Here is an 18,283-nt window from a genome sequence, read left to right on the forward strand (position 1 = left end):
ATAAAAAAAGCAGTAAGTGTAAAATCCTTACTGCTATCTCATCATATATTGATGATAAGTTCAACAGGACAATGGTCGGAACCCATGACATCCGCTGATATGCTGGCATCTTCAATCTGTTCCTTAAGGCTTTCAGAAACAACAAAATAATCAATCCGCCACCCAATATTTCTGTCCCGGGCGCCGGCACGATACGACCACCAGGAATAAGCGCCTTCAAGATCAGGATAAACATGACGAAAAGAATCAACAAAGCCAGCTTCTAAGAAACGAGTGAATGCCCCTCTTTCTTGATCTGAAAATCCAGCGTTATTCCGGTTCGCCTTTGGATTTTTCAAATCAATCTCCTGATGGGCTACATTCAAATCACCGCATAAAATCACTGGTTTTTTCTGATCCAATTCAAGAATATAAGACAATAAAGCCTCTTCCCATTGCATGCGGTAATCAATCCGATCTAATCCCCTTCTGGAATTGGGCGTGTAAACAGTCATCACAAACACGTTTTCAAATTCCAGCGTAATCACTCTGCCTTCTTGGTCATGCTCTTCTACTCCGATACCGTAGATGACCTGCAGCGGTTCTTGCTTAGAAAAAACAGCTGTGCCGGAATATCCTTTTTTCACTGCATAATTCCAGTACACATGATAGCCTTCAGGCTGGAGATCAACCTGGCCGTCCTGTATCTTCGTTTCCTGAAGACATATAATATCTGCATCCTCTTCTTTCAAATAAGAGAGGAAATCCATTTTTCTCATCACAGCCCGCAGGCCGTTTACATTCCATGAAATCAACTTCATGTTTCATCCTCCCCCCTATAAAAAAGAGCAAGAACCCGAAGGTCCTTGCTCTTTACGTATCAGCTTACTCACCGCTTACGTATGGAAGTAAAGCCATTTGACGTGCGCGTTTGATCGCTGCAGTCAATTTACGTTGGTATTTAGCGTTTGTTCCAGTTACACGACGTGGTAAAATTTTACCGCGCTCAGAAACAAACTTTTTAAGAAGATCTACATCTTTGTAGTCGATGTGCGTGATACCGTTAGAAGTGAAATAACACACTTTACGGCGTTTCGCACGACCGCCTCTGCGTCCTCCTGCCATTGTCATTTCCCTCCTTTCTTTTTCATTTTAGGTGATAATCACATTAGAATGGAAGATCATCATCCGAGATGTCAATCGGTTTGCCGTCGTTGGCAAATGGGTCATCATTAAAGCTGTTCCCCTGATTGCGTCTCTGGTTGTTTTGATTTCCCCCAAATGGATTATCATTTTGGCCTCCGCCAAAGTACTGGCCTCCGCCGCTGTTTCCTTCGTTGTATCCACCTGAACCAGAACCGCCGCCGTTTTTCGGCTCAAGAAATTGAACACTTTCAGCTTGGACCTCTGTCACGAAGACACGCTGTCCTTGCTGGTTTTCATAGTTTCTTGTTTGTAAACGGCCATCTACGCCTGCAAGGCTTCCTTTTTTCAAGAAGTTTGCAACGTTTTCGGCTTGTCTTCTCCAAGTGACACAATTAATGAAATCGGCCTCACGTTCTCCGGACTGGTTCGTAAATGTACGATTCACAGCAAGAGTAAACGTAGCAACAGCCGCACCGTTTGGCGTATAACGAAGCTCTGGGTCTTTTGTCAGTCTTCCGACTAATACAACTCGGTTAAGCATAAGAAAGACCACCTTTTACCATTATATATTTCAAAATTGCTTATTCTTCTTCTTTAACAACAATGTGGCGAATGATATCGTCACTGATCTTAGCTAGACGGTCAAATTCTTGAACTGCCGCAGCGTCAGATTGAACGTTTACGATTTGGTAGAAACCGTCGCGGAAATCGTTGATTTCGTAAGCAAGACGACGTTTACCCCAATCCTTTGTTCCAGTGATCTCCGCACCGTTAGAAGTCAGAACGTTGTTGAAACGCTCGATAACTGCTTTTTTAGACTCTTCGTCAATGTTTGGGCGGATAATGTACATAACTTCGTACTTTCTCATCTGTTTGCACCTCCTTTTGGACTAAGCGGCCCATAATGGGCAAGGAGCAATAATTCTATTACTCACAATTTTATATTATACCAAAGCTCTTGTCCCTTTACAACTGCATCCTATACATTAAATCGGAAATGAATAACATCTCCGTCTTGGACCACATATTCTTTCCCTTCAAGGCGGACTTTTCCTGCCTCTTTAGCTCCTGCCATACCGCCGCCCGCAAGAAGATCCTCATAAGCAACTGTCTCAGCACGAATGAAGCCCCGCTCAAAGTCACTATGAATAATTCCTGCACACTCAGGGGCTTTCATGCCTTTTTTGAATGTCCAAGCTCTGACTTCCTGTTCTCCGGCTGTGAAATATGTTGCGAGGCCTAGAAGAGAGTAAGACGCTTTGATCAGCTGATCAAGACCTGATTCTTGAATGCCCAGCTCTTCCAAGAACATTTGCTTTTCTTCGCCTTCAAGCTCAGCGATTTCAGATTCGATTTTTGCACATACAACGATAACTTCTGCATTTTCGCCGGCAGCGTACTCGCGAATCTTCGCTACATTTTCATTGCCAGATGGATCAGCAACTTCATCTTCACTTACGTTGGCCACGTACAAAATAGGCTTCGAAGTCAGTAAATGGAGCTGCTTCACAAGCTTTTGCTGCTCTTCAGTGAATTCTACAGATCGAGCAGGCTTTTCACTCTCAAACGCTTCTTTCAGTTTAGATAAAATCTCAAACTCAAATACAGCGTCTTTATCTTTTTGCTTCGCAAGCTTGCTGACGCGTGTAATCCGCTTTTCAACCGTTTCCATATCAGCGAGGATCAGCTCAAGGTTGATCGTTTCAATGTCATCAATCGGATCAACCTTTCCGGAAACGTGTGTAATGTTGTCATCGGAAAAAGCACGGACAACGTGGCAAATCGCGTCAACTTGGCGAATATGAGATAGGAACTTGTTGCCGAGTCCTTCTCCTTTAGATGCGCCCTTTACAATCCCTGCAATATCAGTGAATTCAAAAGCAGTCGGCACAGTCTTCTTCGGGTTGACCAGCTCAGTCAGCTTTTGCAGACGATCATCCGGTACCTCTACAATTCCCACGTTCGGATCAATTGTACAGAACGGGTAGTTGGCTGATTCGGCACCGGCCTGTGTAATTGCGTTAAATAGTGTTGATTTTCCGACGTTCGGCAAACCAACAATTCCAGCTGTTAAAGCCATTCTTTCATCTCCTCTATATAAAACCGTCATTGTATGAACGTATTTTGAACCTAGAGCAATTATAAGGAGGTTCACTGGAAAAGACAAGCTGACAAAAAAGCATTTTCAGCCTGCCAATCCCTTTGATTATGCTTTTTTCAAGCCTACTAAACAGTCAAAAAGCGTACTTCCCATTCCATTATCAGAATTTGTATCATTTGTCAGTGCATTGACTGACCCTCCAAAAGCCGCCCACATGCCTTCATCTATATTAATCGTCTTCGCATGAGCCTGCTTCATCACTTTCACCTTGCCCTTCAAGCGTCCGCGGTCATTAAAGATGACAACCTCGTCTCCATCCTGAAGATTCTGCTCAGCAGCTATATCTGGAGAAATATCGACCTGAACGTGCTGAAGCTTTTCAATAAACGGCACATGCTGTGAATGGTTGGAACGCTGCGGATGAATGGATAACAGCGTATAAGGGTACTTTTCAGCTAACTCCTCATTATGGAAAACAGATTCTTCGGGCACATTTAATTGAAGCGAGCCGCTAAATCCTTTTTGCTCAGCTAGCGACGAAGTAAATTCAAATTTTCCACTCGGCGTCAAAAACTGATAATCATCCCACGGCACCTGTTTTACTGGAAGAGGGAGGTGACCTTTTTCTTTTAAACGCTCAAGTGTCACATCCTCTGCTTCCAATGAGGAAAGCCCCATCTCTAAAAACTCTTGAGTGCTGTATTCAAACAGCTCGCCAAACCCAAGACGTTTTGCAAGCTCTGACCAGATCCAGCTGTCCGATTTCGCTTCACCCTGCGGCTCCACAAGCTTCTTCCCGTACTGAACATAATGATGATACATACTGGAATAGTAGATATCTTCTTCTTCAAAAACAGTGGCAGTCGGCAAAACATAATCACACAGCTTTGCGGTATCCGTCATAATGGAATCAATCGCGACCGTCATTGGAATCTTTTCAAAAGCTTGTCTCACCTTATTTGTATTCGGCACCTGAGTCAGCGGATTTCCGCACGTCACAATAATCATCGCAATCGCAGGATCAGCAGCGGTCAACACTTCTTCAGCCTGTGTCATCATTGAAAAAGAACGGGATGTTGTTTTTAATTCCGGCAACGTCAGCTTTGTTTTTGCAAAGCTCTCGCCAATCTGGACATTTCCGAAATTCGCGCCGCCGCCCTTAATTCCGACATTTCCGCTTGCCGCAACGAGTGCATCAATCCAACGAATCGTTCCCCCGCCGTTTTTATATCGCTGCATGCCAAGCCCCATAAAAGTAGACACCGGACCATCAGCATACAAACCGGCCAGATACTCCAGCTCCTCCATAGAAGTTTCTGTTTTCACAATAAACTCTTCCAGAGAAACAGTTTTCAAAAGCTCTTTCACATCATCAAAACCGACAGAATGCTCAGAAATAAACGTTTCATCCGTTCTTCCCGTCTCAATCAGAACCTTCAAAACGGCTGCCGCAAGCCAGCCGTCCATTCCAGGCTTTACAGAGATATAGCGGTCAGCAAGCTTAGCAGTCGGGTTGAAGATCGGATCAATCACCGTAATCGTGGCGCCCTTCTTTTTCACCTGCTGCAAGTGATGGTATAAGTGCATATTTGTTCTGGATACATTTCTTCCCCACACAACAACATGCTTGCTGTTGTAAATATCAAGCGGGCCGTGACCGTACGAACGGCCAAAATCCCAGCTTTGCGCCTCGATGCCGGAGCCCCAGCATATGCTTCCGACGATTTCAGTCACGCCTCCATATCCATTAAAAAAACGCTGATCAAGCGCTTTTAACAGACCGTTATTCGCATAATCATGGCTGTGCAAAACAGCAGTCGTCTCCGACGTTTCCTTGATTTCCCGAAGTTTATCGGCAATTTCATCAAGTGCCTGCTCCCAAGAAATCCGCACAAACTCGCCATTTTGTTTTTTCATTGGATAGCGAAGCCGATCAGGGGAATTTGTTTTTGTCTCAAGCATTCTGCCGCGGCCGCAGATTTTACCTTCCGTAATCGGATGGTTTGGATCTCCGTCCACTTTTGTTACCTTTCCATCATCAACAGTCACCAAAAAGCCGCAGCTGTCCCAACAATTCAGCGGACATGCCGACTGATGCACTTTGCTCATCGCCGTCTTCTCCTTACCTTCTATATGAAAAAGCATGAGTGTCGGCCTATTTATGAAGTAGGCTCCTCATGCTTTACTAGTACTTTTTTTAGTTTTCTTTCAAATTCTCTTCTCGGAATCATAACACTGTGAGAGCATCCCTCACACTTAATTCGAATATCCATTCCCATGCGTATAATTTTCCAGCTGTTCGCTCCGCATGGATGCGGTTTTTTCATTTCTACGATATCATTCAGGCCAAAGTCTTTATCCGCCAAGACCCTTCACCTCTTTTCCTAAACTGCTGTATCTATTGTACAAAAAAACTGATCATAAGAGCAATCAAGATACCCGAAAAGAAATACATCCTCTTATTTCCATTTACTCAAAATAGGATATAAGAGCAGACAAACTAACAAATACAAATTGAGCATCCCATATATCGGATACAAGAACGCGATCAAATCAGAAAATCCGAAAGAAGTAAAAGGTACCATTAACACTAACAAAATCAACACAATCATCCATCTTGGCATATGAATAAACGCCATCAGCCGGCTGGACAGCCCCAGCAAACCAGCTACCGTCGTCGTGTAAATCGCCAGGCACAGCACCGCCGTCATACATAAAAAAAGGAAATAAGGCGCACCCTCCAGAACGGCAAACAGCGGTATTTCAAACTGAGAAAGGGAGCCCGCCAGCTCCACCAACGTTTCATTATAAACAAATGAGATCACGCCAAAAATAAGACCGCTTGCCACACTTGCGATTTTTGCTTCTCCGAGCCCTTTCATCTCTTTCCCAACAGAGGATAAAATCGCAACAACTGAAAGGATGTTTAAAGAGGTAAACGTAATGCTCGCAGGCCAGTTATACTGCTGGGACAAATCAATCGTCCACGTATGGTGATGTGTGCTCTGAAAGGAGATCAGCGCATATAAAAGCCCCGCTACTAACACAGGAATCAAAATACTATTTATAGATAATATTCCTTTCACATCCCACAAAAACAAACACACTGTCACGATGCAAATCAGCGTGATTCCCCACCAGAAAGGAAGCTTGTACATTTGCAGGGTCACACCGCCTCCGGCAATCATCACCATAGTCGTCGAAAACAAATAAAAAATGATGAGGACATCATAAATTTTCGCCAGCCATGGCCCCATTAAATGCTCCAGAACCGGCAGAAAATGAGTGGATTGAACCTTAAAACTGATTTTCATCACAATATAAGACGAGAAAATGAACATGATTGTAAACAGCACAATAGCAAGTCCGCTTTCCGCCCCAAAAAACTGCCATATCTCCTGACCGCTCGCATATCCGGCCCCGATCAGGCTCCCTAATATGAGCAGCATCCACTTCATTCCGGCTCTCCACAACACTATCACCTCATAGACAAAGTTCAGCTTGTTCCCGTTATTGTTACTATATAAATAAAAGAAAGCAAACATGCCATATTTTCATAGACATTTAAATACAAGGTGAAATTATCATACGAAATACACATAAAAAAAGACTGCTAATACGGCAGTCTAAAAAGAGATATTTATTTGTTTGTCCGCGCGGAATGAAGAAGTGCACTTCACTCTTCACTTTTTTTATAACCATTCCTACCTATTCAAGTGTTTCATAAGCAGACCATTGCTTGATCATGATCGAGGCAATGGGGGACAATACTTGTAATCGCCCACTAACCATTCATATCATGCCCTCTACTTTTTTAAAATCTCCGGGGTGCCATACACAAAGCATAAAAAATCATACTGCTGGATATACTGTAAACAACCTTACATAACTACACACACCATAGCAATTCTGTTACCTACTATAACAAGGAAGTGAAACCCATGAATCGAAAAGGCGGGCTTTTTTCCTCTCAGGAACGAGTAAAGCAATATGTTTCACATACAGATGCTGCAGCGGCAAAACAAATCCAAACCATTCTTTCTTCATCCTTACGTAAAGCTGCCGGCAAACCAATTGTTGTGGTTTGTATCGGAACAGACCGTTCAACCGGTGACTCATTAGGCCCGCTCGTAGGAATGAAACTCAAACAGATGCAGCTCACCAGATTCCATGTCTACGGAACCTTATCTGACCCCGTCCATGCTGTGAACATGAAGGATAAAATCAATGACATTCATAAATTACATAAAAACCCATTTGTTATAGCAGTCGATGCATGCTTAGGCCGCGTTAAGAGTGTGGGTTCATTTCAAATCGGGGACGGGCCATTAAAGCCCGGCGCCGGTGTACAAAAAGACCTTCCTGAAGTGGGAGATCTTCATATTAACGGAATCGTGAATGTGAGCGGTTTTATGGAATATTTTGTATTGCAAAATACTAGACTCAACTTGGTCATGAATATGGCAAATGTTTTAGCGGAAGGTTTGAGTTTAACAGATCGGACAGAGTGGAGGCAAGAACGCCTTAACCCGTTGCAAAGGCTCACTGGGCGCATATAAAATAAAAACCATCTTCGTTTGAAAGATGGTTTTTTCATTTATGATTCTCGTTCAGACAAAAGCTCTAAAATCCGGTCAAGGTCTTCATTAGAGAAAAATTCAATTTCGATTTTGCCTTTTTTCTTCTGTCTTTTAATATTAACTGTTGTTCCAAAATAATTTTGGAGATAGGATTCTCGTTCTTTTAGAACCGCATCTTTCACAGGTTCTTTTTTCTTTGTTTCACGTGGAACATTCTGATTCAACTGCTGAATCAGCTGCTCAAGCTGGCGAACATTGAGCTGCTCCGCAATCACTTTTTGTACCAGCGGTTCAAGCTTATTTTTGTTTTTTAAGCCAAGAAGCGTGCGTCCATGTCCCATAGAAAGCGTGCCTTCGGCAATAAGCTGTTGAATATTTTCTGGCAGTGTCAGCAGTCTTAAATGATTCGCAATATGCGGCCTGCTTTTCCCAAGACGTTTGGCAAGCTGCTCTTGTGTGAGATCTAAGTGTTTCAACAAGGAGTCATATGCCTGAGCCTCTTCAAGCGGAGATAAATCTTCACGCTGAAGGTTTTCTAATAAAGCAATTTCCCTCATTAACGCCTCTGATAATTCACGGACAATGGCCGGAACTGTATCTAAACCTGCCAGCTTTGCCGCTCGAAAACGCCGTTCACCCGCAACAATATCATAGCCTTTTAAAGATTTTCTGACGATAAGCGGCTGAAGAATGCCATGCTGCAACACAGATTCTTTTAGTTCAGCTAATGCCTCGTCATCAAAGTGTTTTCTTGGCTGATAAGGATTAGGGCGTAAATCGGCAATTTTAATTTCTTCAACTGTCTCTTCAGACAAATCTACCTGATTAAATAACGCATTAATCCCTTTTCCAAGGCCTTTAGCCATTCGCAGCCACTTCCTTTGCTAAATCTAAATATACTTCCGCACCTCTTGACCGCGGATCGTATAAAATGATGGGTTTTCCGTGACTCGGTGCCTCACTCAGACGGACATTACGCGGAATAACTGTCTTATATACTTTATCCCTAAAATACTTTTTAACCTCTTCAATCACTTGAATACCAAGGTTTGTCCGGGCATCAAGCATTGTCAGCAATACACCTTCAATCATTAAATCAGTATTCAAATGCTTTTGCACAAGACGTACTGTATTTAATAACTGGCTGAGACCCTCCAAGGCATAATATTCGCACTGTACAGGAATCACAACGGAATCCGAGGCAGTAAGGGCATTAATCGTCAGCAAGCCCAATGACGGCGGACAATCAATGATAATATAATCATAATTTTGCTTTACTGCTTCAAGCGCTCTCTTCAATCTCACTTCTCTTGATATTGTAGGAACCAGCTCGATCTCAGCCCCTGCAAGCTGAATCGTCGCAGGAATCACATCCAAGTTCTCTACTGTCGTTGCTTTAATAATATCTATTACATCTGCATCATCTACTAAAATATCGTACACACACTGCTCTACATCGGCTTTTTCAATCCCTAATCCGCTTGTCGCATTTCCCTGCGGATCAATATCTACCAGCAGAACCCTTTTCCCTATGTAAGCCAAACATGCCCCAAGGTTGACAGACGTCGTTGTTTTGCCGACCCCGCCTTTTTGGTTCGTAATTGCTATGATTTTTCCCACGATGTCACCTACTTTCACATGAACATGTACTATCTTGCTTCTATTCTATCAAAAAAAGATTAAAGCGTTTCATTTTTTTCATCATTTTGTTCCGAATCAGAAGGGAAATAATTGAAAATTCAAGCACGCTTTATGCTTTCTCTTATAAATTCTGCAATTTCTATGTTTTTTTGACTTAAAAAAGGAATTTCTTAAAGAAAAAAAGAAGAAGTCACAGTACAGAACGTGGAAACAGGATGGTGAGAAAATGATTTATCAAACGAAGAGAGATGTACCCGTTACGCTGATGATTGTGTTTCTCATATTACTGATACAAGCAGATGCTATTGTTCCTTTTGTGCTGGGAAATATGAGAGTTTCCGGCTGGATCATTTTTATTCTGCTGACTCTTTTAAATGGACTCATCATTTGGAGCTTTATTGACCTAAAATATGTATTGAAGGAACACCATCTGATCATTAAAGCCGGATTGATCAAACATCAAATTCCTTATGAAAACATCGATAAAGTCGTTCAAAAAAAGAAACTGTGGTCCGGTTTTCGTCTGATCGGCTCTCGCCATGCCATCACAATATATTATCAGGGGGGATGGGGACATGCAGTGATTTCACCGCAAAAATCTGAAGAATTTATCCCCAAGCTCAAAGAAAAGAATTCTAATATAATAATATTCACTAAAAGTAAGTGATTACCTTTTATTTAAAATATAAAAAGCTCTCCTGCTTTTCAGGAGAGCTTCTATTTTGGTATGCGAATCGTTAATTGAATATATTCTTCAAATTCTTCTTCTTCCGTATTCAATTTTACACCGCTGTCTTCCACCATTGATAGTGACTGGCGAATCGTGTTCATCGCAATTCTTGTATCTCTGCTGAATGCTTTGCGTCTCGGCTTTGGCTTTCTCTTGCCTTGCTCCAGCATTTTCACCACGCGGTCTTCCGTCTGCTTTACATTTAAACTTTTCTCAATAATCTCTGTGAGCAGTGTGACTTGGAGCTCAGGCTGTTTCAGCGGAATCAGTGCTCTGGCATGGCGCTCGGTGATTTTCTTCTCCATAATTGCCTCTTGGACCGGCTGAGGCAGCTTTAATAACCGAAGCTTATTCGCGATTGTAGACTGCCCTTTTCCTAAGCGCTGTGCGAGTGCCTCCTGTGTTAAATCATGCAGCTCAAGCAGCCTAGCATAAGCATGCGCTTCCTCAATAGAAGACAGTTCTTCCCGCTGCAAGTTTTCGATTAACGCCACAGAAGCGGTTTCCGTGTCGGAAAAATCCTTAATAATTGCCGGAATCTTTTCCCACTCAAGCGATTGCACCGCTCTCCAGCGTCTTTCACCTGCAATGAGTTCGTATTGGCCTTCTTCTTCTGTATGCCTAACAACAATCGGCTGAATAATGCCGTGTGTATGAATGGTCATTGCTAACTCTTTGATTTTTTCATCTGAGAAAATGGTGCGTGGCTGAAAACGGTTGGGAACGATAGCATTTACCGGTATTTCCAGAATCTCTTCTTTGTTTGTATCATGTTCAGCAATCTCCGGCTCCTGTTCCTTCTCACCAAGCCCGAAGAAACGAGAGAATGAATGCTTCATGTACCTACACCACCTTTAAAAACTGCCATTTTTATAATTCTATTTTCTCATGGTTTTTCCTGCTGTACATCCATCAATTTTGATGAAAATATGATGGTATTGTCATATCAGGCTGTCTAAATTACCCTTCAATTGGCGATTTATTAGGAGTTCCCGGTTTTCTTGGATACTTCTTAGGTGTATTTTTTATTTTGCGTATCACCATAATATTACGATCGCTTTCTTCAATAGGCAGCTTAAAAGAATGGATATTCTCAAGTTCTCCTCCAAGCGTCGTGATTGCTTTTTTGCCTGCATTCAGTTCTTCTTCAGCTGATGCGGCTTTTAAAGCAACAAATAAACCGTTTTTCTTCACCAGAGGCAAGCAAAGCTCACTCAAAACAGATAATCTCGCAACTGCTCGCGCTGTCACAATATCATAGCTTTCACGCACGTCTTTCCGTTGCCCGAACGTTTCAGCTCTGTCATGGCAGTATGTTGTATTCTCCAATTGCAAAGCCTCAGATAGCTTTTCTAAAAACGTGATCCGTTTATTCAGTGAATCTACGATTGTGACATTGAGGTGCGGAAAGCATATTTTTATCGGCAGACTTGGAAAACCCGCTCCCGCTCCGACATCACAAATCGTGTTCACCTGATTGAAGTCGACATAAAAAGCAGCTGTAATGGAATCATAAAAATGCTTTAAATACACTTCTTTTTTCTCTGTTATTGAAGTCAGATTGATTTTTTCGTTCCATTCAACCAGCATGTCGTAATACAGCTCAAATTGCTCTAGCTGACGGGGAGAAAGGGAGATCCCTTTTTCCGCCAAACCAGAAGTAAATTCTTCAATATTCATGCCGTCATCCTTTCTATTCGGCTATCTTCGCAATGCGTCCCTGCTCTAAATACACCAATAGAATTGAAATGTCCGCCGGGTTTACACCGGAAATGCGGGAAGCTTGGGCAACAGACAAAGGCCGTACATTTTTCAGTTTTTGACGCGCCTCGGTCGCAATCCCCTTAATTGCGTCATAATCAATTCGGTCTGGAATTTTTTTATTTTCCATCTTCTTCAGTTTTTCCACTTGCTGAAGAGATTTTTCAATATATCCTTCATATTTCACTTGGATTTCTACTTGTTCTGCCACGTCTTGAGGAACCGGCACTTCTGGCGGCGCCAGTTTTGTGACTGTTTCATAGTTCATTTCAGGACGTTTCATCAAGTCTGTGCCGCGAACTCCATCTTTCAATTCGCTTCCGCCAAGAGATCGGATATATTCTTGATTTTCCGGAGACGGCTTGATAATTACAGAATGAAGACGTTTTTTCTCCGCCTCGATCGCCGCTTTTTTCTTCTCAAAAGCCGCATAGCGCTCATCAGAAATCAATCCAATGCGATGTCCGATTTCTGTCAGACGCAAATCAGCATTGTCATGGCGAAGCAGCAATCTGTATTCCGCACGTGATGTCAAAAGACGATATGGCTCATTGGTACCTTTTGTCACAAGGTCATCAATCAGAACACCAATATAGGCGTCAGAACGGCTTAGAATTACTTCTTCTTTTCCAAGCGCTTTTCGTCCTGCATTGATTCCCGCCATAATCCCTTGTCCCGCAGCTTCTTCATAACCGGATGTTCCGTTAATTTGGCCTGCAGTATAAAGGTTTGTGATTTTTTTGGTTTCAAGTGTCGGCCATAGCTGTGTCGGTACGATTGCATCATACTCGATCGCATAGCCGGCTCTCATCATTTGCACGTTTTCAAGTCCAGGAATCGTTGCAAGCATTCTTTGCTGTACGTCTTCTGGAAGACTTGTAGATAAACCTTGGACATAGACTTCCTGTGTATTTCTGCCTTCCGGCTCAAGGAAGATTTGGTGACGCGGTTTATCATTAAAACGGACAACTTTGTCTTCAATGGATGGGCAGTATCTTGGGCCCGTACCTTTGATCATACCTGAATACATCGGTGAACGGTGCAGGTTGCTGTCAATAATCTCATGTGTCTCAGGGCTTGTATATGTCAGCCAGCAAGGGAGCTGATCTGTGATATATTCCACTGTTTCATATGAGAAAGCGCGAGGCACATCGTCACCAGGCTGAATTTCCGTTTTGCTGTAATCAATCGTGTCGCTTTTAACGCGAGGCGGCGTACCTGTTTTAAAACGAACAAGGTCAAAACCGAGTTCCTCCAAATGCTCAGAAAGCTTAATAGAAGGCTGCTGGTTATTCGGGCCGCTTGAGTAAGACAGATCGCCAAGAATGATACGTCCTCTTAAATATGTCCCTGTCGTCATGACAACTGCTTTCGCACGATAATGTGCGCCTGTTTGTGTAATAACGCCTCGGCATTCGCCGTCTTCAACGATCAGCCGCTCCACAATTCCTTGCAGCAATGTTAAGTTTGGTTCTTTTTCAAGCGTATTTTTCATTTCGTGCTGATATTGGAATTTGTCTGCTTGCGCACGCAATGCACGAACCGCAGGACCTTTTCCTGTATTCAGCATTCTCATTTGAATATGTGTTTTATCGATGTTTCTTCCCATTTCTCCGCCGAGCGCGTCAATTTCGCGGACGACAATCCCTTTTGCGGGGCCGCCGACAGACGGATTACATGGCATAAATGCAACCATATCTAGGTTGATGGTCAAGACAAGCGTTTTGGCGCCTTGGCGTGCAGATGCGAGGGCAGCCTCAACACCGGCATGCCCGGCGCCAATCACAATCACATCGTATTGGCCTGCTTCATACCCCATGATTCTAGTTCCTCCTTTAATTATTTTCCTAAACAGAATTGAGAAAAGAGCTGATCAATTAAGCTTTCGTGGACAGAATCTCCAATGATTTCCCCTAAAAGCTCCCAGCATCTTGTAAGGTCAATTTGCACCATGTCGATCGGGACATCCTGTTCGATGCCGCTAAGCGCATCTTCAATGGCGCGTTTTGCTTGCTGTAAAATAGAGATGTGACGTGTGTTGCTGACATAAGTCAGATCACCGCTTTCAATGGCACCCGTGTAGAACAGTGATTGAATCGCTTCTTCCAGATCATTGATGCCTTCCTCTTTTAAAAGAGATGTCGTAACAACTGGACGTCCATTGGCAAGCTCACGGACACGTTCAGTGTCAATCTTCGCCTCAAGGTCAGTCTTATTCAAAATCACGATAACATCCATGCCCTCAACGGCTTCAAAAAGCTTCACGTCTTCTTCAGAAAGCTCTTCACTATAATTAAGCACAAGTAAAATCAGGTCCGCTTCCTTTAGGACCTGGCGAGAACGTTCAACACCGATTCGCTCAACAATATCCTCTGTTTCACGAATACCTGCTGTATCAACCAGACGAAGCGGGACGCCCCTTACATTCACGTATTCCTCAATCACATCCCGCGTCGTTCCGGGAATATCGGTTACAATGGCTTTTGCCTCATGAACGAGGCTGTTCAGAAGAGATGATTTTCCTACGTTTGGCCGGCCAATAATGACGGTAGAAAGACCTTCACGCAAGATTTTTCCTTGCTCAGAAGTCCTCAGCAACGCCTCAATTTCCTTTTTCACGGCGGTTGCCTTTTCGACTAAAATCTGATGCGTCATTTCCTCTACATCATCATACTCCGGATAATCGATATTCACCTCAACATGGGCCAGTGTTTCTAAAATCTCACTGCGCAAACGGCGCACCAAAGCAGAAAGACGCCCTTCCATTTGATTCATAGCAACGTTCATTGCCCGGTCCGTTTTCGCTCTGATTAAGTCCATAACCGCTTCCGCCTGTGAAAGATCGATTCGGCCGTTTAAAAACGCACGTTTCGTAAATTCACCAGGCTCTGCCAGTCTCGCTCCCTCTCTCAATGCAAGCTGAAGCACTTGGTTCACAGTCACAATTCCCCCGTGACAGTTAATCTCGATGACATCTTCTCGTGTAAAAGTTCTCGGCGCTTTTAACACTGATACCATTACTTCCTCAACGACACGATCCGAAGGTCTGTCTACGATATGACCATAATGAATCGTATGTGATTCGACCGAGCTGAGTGTTTTCCCCTTCGGTCCCTTATAAATTTTATCTGCGATTTGAATGGCTTCTGGTCCGCTCAACCGTACAATCGCAATCGCGCCTTCTCCCATCGGTGTGGAAATTGCCGCAATTGTATCCATGTTGTTCACCTCTCTTTACTTATACTTCATCTATATAAAAAAATTTTTATTATGCCAAAACTAAAAGATAACATAGTTTGGTTCGAAGTGGAAGATTTGTTATCCACAGAAATAGAAATTCGTCCCTTATTACTTTAACTTATCCACATGTGAATAACAATTAATTTTATTTCCTGAACTTCCTTTTTATCAACAGGATACACCTAAAAAGAAAAAACTTAAACGGCAAAACCTTGATATTACTAGGAAAAGTAGATTTTTCGGATACAAAAAAACCGAAATCCAATTTTTATCGGACTTCGGTTTTATGCTATCTTTTATGGGAAATAACGAGATGACGATTTTCGCCTTCACCCATTGAATATGTTTTGATCTGGTGGTTTGCATATCCAGAAAGAGTATCGTGAATAATTTTTCTTTCGCTGGACGGCATGGGCTCAAGCTGGATGGATTTTTTCGTTTTCAAAACCTGGTCAGCAAGCTTGATGGCCAGCTGGCTCAGTGTTTCTTTTCTTTTCAAACGATAGTTTTCTGCATCCACCGTCACATTTTTATATTGGCCTGGATAACGGTTAAGGGCAAGCTGTGTCAAAGTTTCAAGGGCGTTTAAGGTTTGTCCTCTTTTCCCAATCAACAATGCTGCCTTTTCACCTGTTATATGATATCTCACTGTCTTTTTGCTTTCTTGAACAGTCACATCAGACTTCCCGGCAATGGCTTCGGCAATCGTTTGAAGATATAACTTCGCTTGCTGAATCGGATCAATCTTTTCAACCAGCTTTACGATCGCAGGCTTTTTACCGAAGATACCGAGAAACCCTTTGTTTCCCTCTTCAATAACAGTAATTTCTACCTTATCCTTCGTTAATCCCAACTCTTGCAATCCGGACTGTACTGCTTCATCGACATTTCGCCCTGCAGCAGTCACATTCCTCACTTTTTCTTTCCTCCGACTTTTTGCGGCTCAGGATTTTTTTTAATATCAGGTCCTTTAATGAGGAAAGTTTGCGCAATCATAAACAAGTTACCGACTACCCAATAAAGAGAAAGAGCCGCCGGGAAGTTGATCGCAAATACGATAATCATAATTGGCATAATCCAAAGCATCATCGCCATTTGCGGATTTTGCTGCGCATTGCCCGCCATCATCAGTTTTTGCTGAACAAATGTAGCAACACCAGCAACGATAGGAAGAATATAGTAAGGATCTTTTTCTCCTAAGTCAAACCATAAGAAGCTGTGCTCTGAAATCGCCTGTGTTCTCATGATCGCATGATAGAATCCAATTAAAATCGGCATTTGGATCAAAATCGGGAAACATCCCGCCAATGGATTGACACCATGTTTTTGGAATAAAGCCATTGTTTCCTGCTGAAGCTTTTGCTGCGTTTTTTGATCCTTTGAGCTGTATTTTTCTTTAAGCTTTTGCATTTCCGGCTGTAAAGCCTGCATCGCTTTCGAACTTCTCAGCTGCTTAATCATCAGCGGTAAAATTAATAAACGAATTAAAATGGTAACTAGAATTATTGAAAGCCCGTAGTTATCTCCCGTCAATTTCGCTACATACGTAATGAGCTCAGACAATGGATATACTACGTACTTGTCCCAGAAATGCGGACTATCTGCAGTGATCGGCTCTTTCACACTCGAGCATCCAGCCAAAAGCATGAATACGCCAACCATACTTAATAGCAACCCTATTCTCCTTTTCAACAACATTTCCTCCTATAATTAATCTTTACACTCTTTTATTGCAAAGCATACTTGTATGTATTTTAGCATCTTTCAGTTTTAAATGGTGTCTTTTTCTGATCAACCAGAAAGGAAGCGCTTTTAAAAGTTGTAAGAAAGCAGTGGTGATGCCTACTTTGACGAAGATTTCTTATATAATGAAGACTTTCTGAATAGATGCTGCAGACTTTTTTTAGTTTCCTCATATGTCAGCTGGCTCGCCGGTTTTCTGGCAATAATGATGTAATCCTTTTCCTTCAGTCTCTCTTTCTCTTCAAGAAAGGCCTGCCGAATCAAACGTTTGATCCGATTTCGCATCACAGCATTGCCAATTTTTTTGCTGACGGAAAGCCCGACACGCAGTTCATCATTTTCAGGCTGATCAAGCGTATATAAGACAAACTGGCGGTTTGCAACTGATGTCCCATGTTTAAACACTTTTTGAAAATCTTCATTTTTCTTTAAACGATTTCGCTTCTTCAAATGACTCACTCCGATACTGGCTGGCAGAAACTTTTAAAATTTATTATGAACATGAGATGCATCTGAACCAGGAAGCATGCCCCGGTTCATTACGCATCACATCTATCTTTTCCCATAACGTGAAAAAAGACCACTGACATTATTCAGTGGCCTAAGCTGATAATACTTTTCTGCCTTTGCGGCGACGGCGTGCTAAAACTAGACGACCGTTTTTTGAACTCATACGGCTTCTGAAGCCATGAACTTTGCTGCGTTTACGGTTATTCGGTTGGAATGTTCTTTTCATTTATGACACCTCCCTCGAGGAATAGCTGTTAAAGACAGTCTTACTTATTATATTTGCGTTACCTATTCATTGTCAACTTCACTAGTGCTTTTATTTCTTGCAACCATAATAGGATACCATACCTTTTCAACTTTCGAAACCTTATTTTTTAGATTCCTTAATTTTACGGAAAAAAGACAAATCCAAACAATTTGCCCCTAAAATCACGCATGTGGATATCTTTTTCGGCTTTTTTTAGTATCCACAGAGGTTATCGACAACATTTTCACATTACCAACCTCTGTGGACAAGGTTTTTTCAACAGGTTGTCCGCTTTGTGGATAAGATTGTGACAACCATTGCAAGCTCTCGTTTATTTTGGTATTATATTTGTGTTTTAACTCTTGATTACTAATCCTACCTTTCCTCTTTATCCACAAAGTGTGGATAAGTTGTGGATTGATTTCACACAGCTTGTGTAGAAGGTTGTCCACAAGTTGTGAAATTTGTCGAAAAGCTATTTATCTACTATATTATATGTTTTCAACATTTAATGTGTACGAATGGTAAGCGCCATTTGCTCTTTTTTTGTGTTCTATAACAGAGAAAGACGCCATTTTCTAAGAAAAGGAGGGACGTGCCGGAAG

General features: G+C 42.4%; 20 protein-coding genes. 2 read left to right on the top strand and 18 right to left on the bottom strand.

Annotated features, from left to right (window positions below; genetic code table 11):
- Nucleotides 1-41: 41 nt before the first annotated feature.
- From xth to NSQ12_RS21660, 8 genes are all read right to left on the bottom strand, one after another.
- The gene (xth, locus tag NSQ12_RS21625) at nucleotides 42-800 is read right to left on the bottom strand and encodes an exodeoxyribonuclease III (RefSeq protein ID WP_163130468.1); all 759 of its coding nucleotides are present in this window, start codon (nucleotides 798-800) and stop codon (nucleotides 42-44) included.
- Nucleotides 801-864: 64 nt separating this feature from the next.
- Nucleotides 865-1,104: a 30S ribosomal protein S18 gene (rpsR, locus tag NSQ12_RS21630; protein ID WP_003219224.1), complete on the bottom strand. Its 240-nt coding sequence runs from the start codon at nucleotides 1,102-1,104 to the stop codon at nucleotides 865-867.
- A 43-nt stretch (nucleotides 1,105-1,147) separates the two neighbouring features.
- Nucleotides 1,148-1,666, bottom strand: coding sequence for a single-stranded DNA-binding protein SsbA (gene ssbA, locus NSQ12_RS21635; RefSeq protein WP_003219228.1), 519 nt, complete (start codon nucleotides 1,664-1,666; stop codon nucleotides 1,148-1,150).
- Between the two features lie 40 nt (nucleotides 1,667-1,706).
- The gene (gene rpsF, locus NSQ12_RS21640; RefSeq protein ID WP_003244064.1) at nucleotides 1,707-1,994 is read right to left on the bottom strand and encodes a 30S ribosomal protein S6; all 288 of its coding nucleotides are present in this window, start codon (nucleotides 1,992-1,994) and stop codon (nucleotides 1,707-1,709) included.
- 110 nt (nucleotides 1,995-2,104) lie between these two features.
- Nucleotides 2,105-3,205: a redox-regulated ATPase YchF gene (ychF, locus tag NSQ12_RS21645; protein WP_003242727.1), complete on the bottom strand. Its 1,101-nt coding sequence runs from the start codon at nucleotides 3,203-3,205 to the stop codon at nucleotides 2,105-2,107.
- 126 nt (nucleotides 3,206-3,331) lie between these two features.
- Nucleotides 3,332-5,335 carry a molybdopterin-dependent oxidoreductase gene (locus NSQ12_RS21650; protein WP_339175624.1) on the bottom strand — a complete coding sequence of 668 codons (2,004 nt, stop codon included), beginning with the start codon at nucleotides 5,333-5,335 and terminating at the stop codon, nucleotides 3,332-3,334.
- 50 nt (nucleotides 5,336-5,385) lie between these two features.
- Nucleotides 5,386-5,592: a DUF951 family protein gene (locus NSQ12_RS21655; RefSeq protein WP_003226838.1), complete on the bottom strand. Its 207-nt coding sequence runs from the start codon at nucleotides 5,590-5,592 to the stop codon at nucleotides 5,386-5,388.
- A 93-nt stretch (nucleotides 5,593-5,685) separates the two neighbouring features.
- Nucleotides 5,686-6,702: a membrane protein gene (locus tag NSQ12_RS21660; protein ID WP_010886647.1), complete on the bottom strand. Its 1,017-nt coding sequence runs from the start codon at nucleotides 6,700-6,702 to the stop codon at nucleotides 5,686-5,688.
- Nucleotides 6,703-7,167: 465 nt separating this feature from the next.
- Here NSQ12_RS21660 and yyaC point away from each other — a divergent pair, with 465 nt between their 5' ends.
- Entirely contained in the window at nucleotides 7,168-7,785 is a 618-nt protein-coding gene (yyaC, locus tag NSQ12_RS21665) for a spore protease YyaC (protein WP_003243890.1), read from the top strand.
- A gap of 38 nt (nucleotides 7,786-7,823) precedes the next feature.
- Here the strand turns inward: yyaC and spo0J are convergent, their stop codons facing one another.
- The gene (gene spo0J, locus NSQ12_RS21670) at nucleotides 7,824-8,672 is read right to left on the bottom strand and encodes a stage 0 sporulation protein Spo0J (protein ID WP_003226832.1); all 849 of its coding nucleotides are present in this window, start codon (nucleotides 8,670-8,672) and stop codon (nucleotides 7,824-7,826) included.
- On the bottom strand, nucleotides 8,665-9,426 hold the full coding sequence (gene soj, locus NSQ12_RS21675; protein ID WP_003219244.1) for a sporulation initiation inhibitor protein Soj: 762 nt from the start codon (nucleotides 9,424-9,426) through the stop codon (nucleotides 8,665-8,667). The genes spo0J and soj overlap by 8 nt, the downstream gene beginning before the upstream one ends.
- Before the next feature lie 247 nt (nucleotides 9,427-9,673).
- On the opposite strand from soj, the gene NSQ12_RS21680 reads away from it, so the two are divergent.
- Nucleotides 9,674-10,114 (top strand): PH domain-containing protein, encoded by a 441-nt coding sequence (locus NSQ12_RS21680; RefSeq protein ID WP_080530024.1) that lies wholly within the window; start codon nucleotides 9,674-9,676, stop codon nucleotides 10,112-10,114.
- Between the two features lie 50 nt (nucleotides 10,115-10,164).
- Here the strand turns inward: NSQ12_RS21680 and noc are convergent, their stop codons facing one another.
- The 8 genes from noc to rpmH all read right to left on the bottom strand — a co-directional run bounded on the left by noc (nucleotide 10,165) and on the right by rpmH (nucleotide 17,657).
- Nucleotides 10,165-11,016 (bottom strand): nucleoid occlusion protein, encoded by an 852-nt coding sequence (noc, locus tag NSQ12_RS21685; RefSeq protein ID WP_015250778.1) that lies wholly within the window; start codon nucleotides 11,014-11,016, stop codon nucleotides 10,165-10,167.
- A 121-nt stretch (nucleotides 11,017-11,137) separates the two neighbouring features.
- Complete coding sequence (gene rsmG, locus NSQ12_RS21690; RefSeq protein ID WP_014481512.1) at nucleotides 11,138-11,857, bottom strand: 16S rRNA (guanine(527)-N(7))-methyltransferase RsmG; 720 nt, start codon at nucleotides 11,855-11,857, stop codon at nucleotides 11,138-11,140.
- A 13-nt stretch (nucleotides 11,858-11,870) separates the two neighbouring features.
- Nucleotides 11,871-13,757: a tRNA uridine-5-carboxymethylaminomethyl(34) synthesis enzyme MnmG gene (gene mnmG, locus NSQ12_RS21695; protein ID WP_003226825.1), complete on the bottom strand. Its 1,887-nt coding sequence runs from the start codon at nucleotides 13,755-13,757 to the stop codon at nucleotides 11,871-11,873.
- Nucleotides 13,758-13,777: 20 nt separating this feature from the next.
- Nucleotides 13,778-15,157: a tRNA uridine-5-carboxymethylaminomethyl(34) synthesis GTPase MnmE gene (gene mnmE / locus NSQ12_RS21700; protein WP_014478576.1), complete on the bottom strand. Its 1,380-nt coding sequence runs from the start codon at nucleotides 15,155-15,157 to the stop codon at nucleotides 13,778-13,780.
- A gap of 310 nt (nucleotides 15,158-15,467) precedes the next feature.
- Nucleotides 15,468-16,094 carry an RNA-binding cell elongation regulator Jag/EloR gene (gene jag / locus NSQ12_RS21705; RefSeq protein ID WP_003243764.1) on the bottom strand — a complete coding sequence of 209 codons (627 nt, stop codon included), beginning with the start codon at nucleotides 16,092-16,094 and terminating at the stop codon, nucleotides 15,468-15,470.
- A complete protein-coding gene (gene spoIIIJ / locus NSQ12_RS21710; protein ID WP_085185268.1) occupies nucleotides 16,091-16,876 on the bottom strand; it encodes a YidC family membrane integrase SpoIIIJ in 786 nt (261 codons plus the stop codon). The genes jag and spoIIIJ overlap by 4 nt, the downstream gene beginning before the upstream one ends.
- 144 nt (nucleotides 16,877-17,020) lie before the next feature.
- Complete coding sequence (gene rnpA / locus NSQ12_RS21715) at nucleotides 17,021-17,371, bottom strand: ribonuclease P protein component (protein ID WP_003242628.1); 351 nt, start codon at nucleotides 17,369-17,371, stop codon at nucleotides 17,021-17,023.
- Between the two features lie 151 nt (nucleotides 17,372-17,522).
- Nucleotides 17,523-17,657, bottom strand: coding sequence for a 50S ribosomal protein L34 (gene rpmH, locus NSQ12_RS21720; RefSeq protein ID WP_003178075.1), 135 nt, complete (start codon nucleotides 17,655-17,657; stop codon nucleotides 17,523-17,525).
- Nucleotides 17,658-18,283 lie beyond the last annotated feature (626 nt).

The sequence above is a fragment of the Bacillus sp. PS95 genome, from assembly GCF_037963565.1.
GTDB classification, from domain to species: domain Bacteria; phylum Bacillota; class Bacilli; order Bacillales; family Bacillaceae; genus Bacillus; species Bacillus subtilis.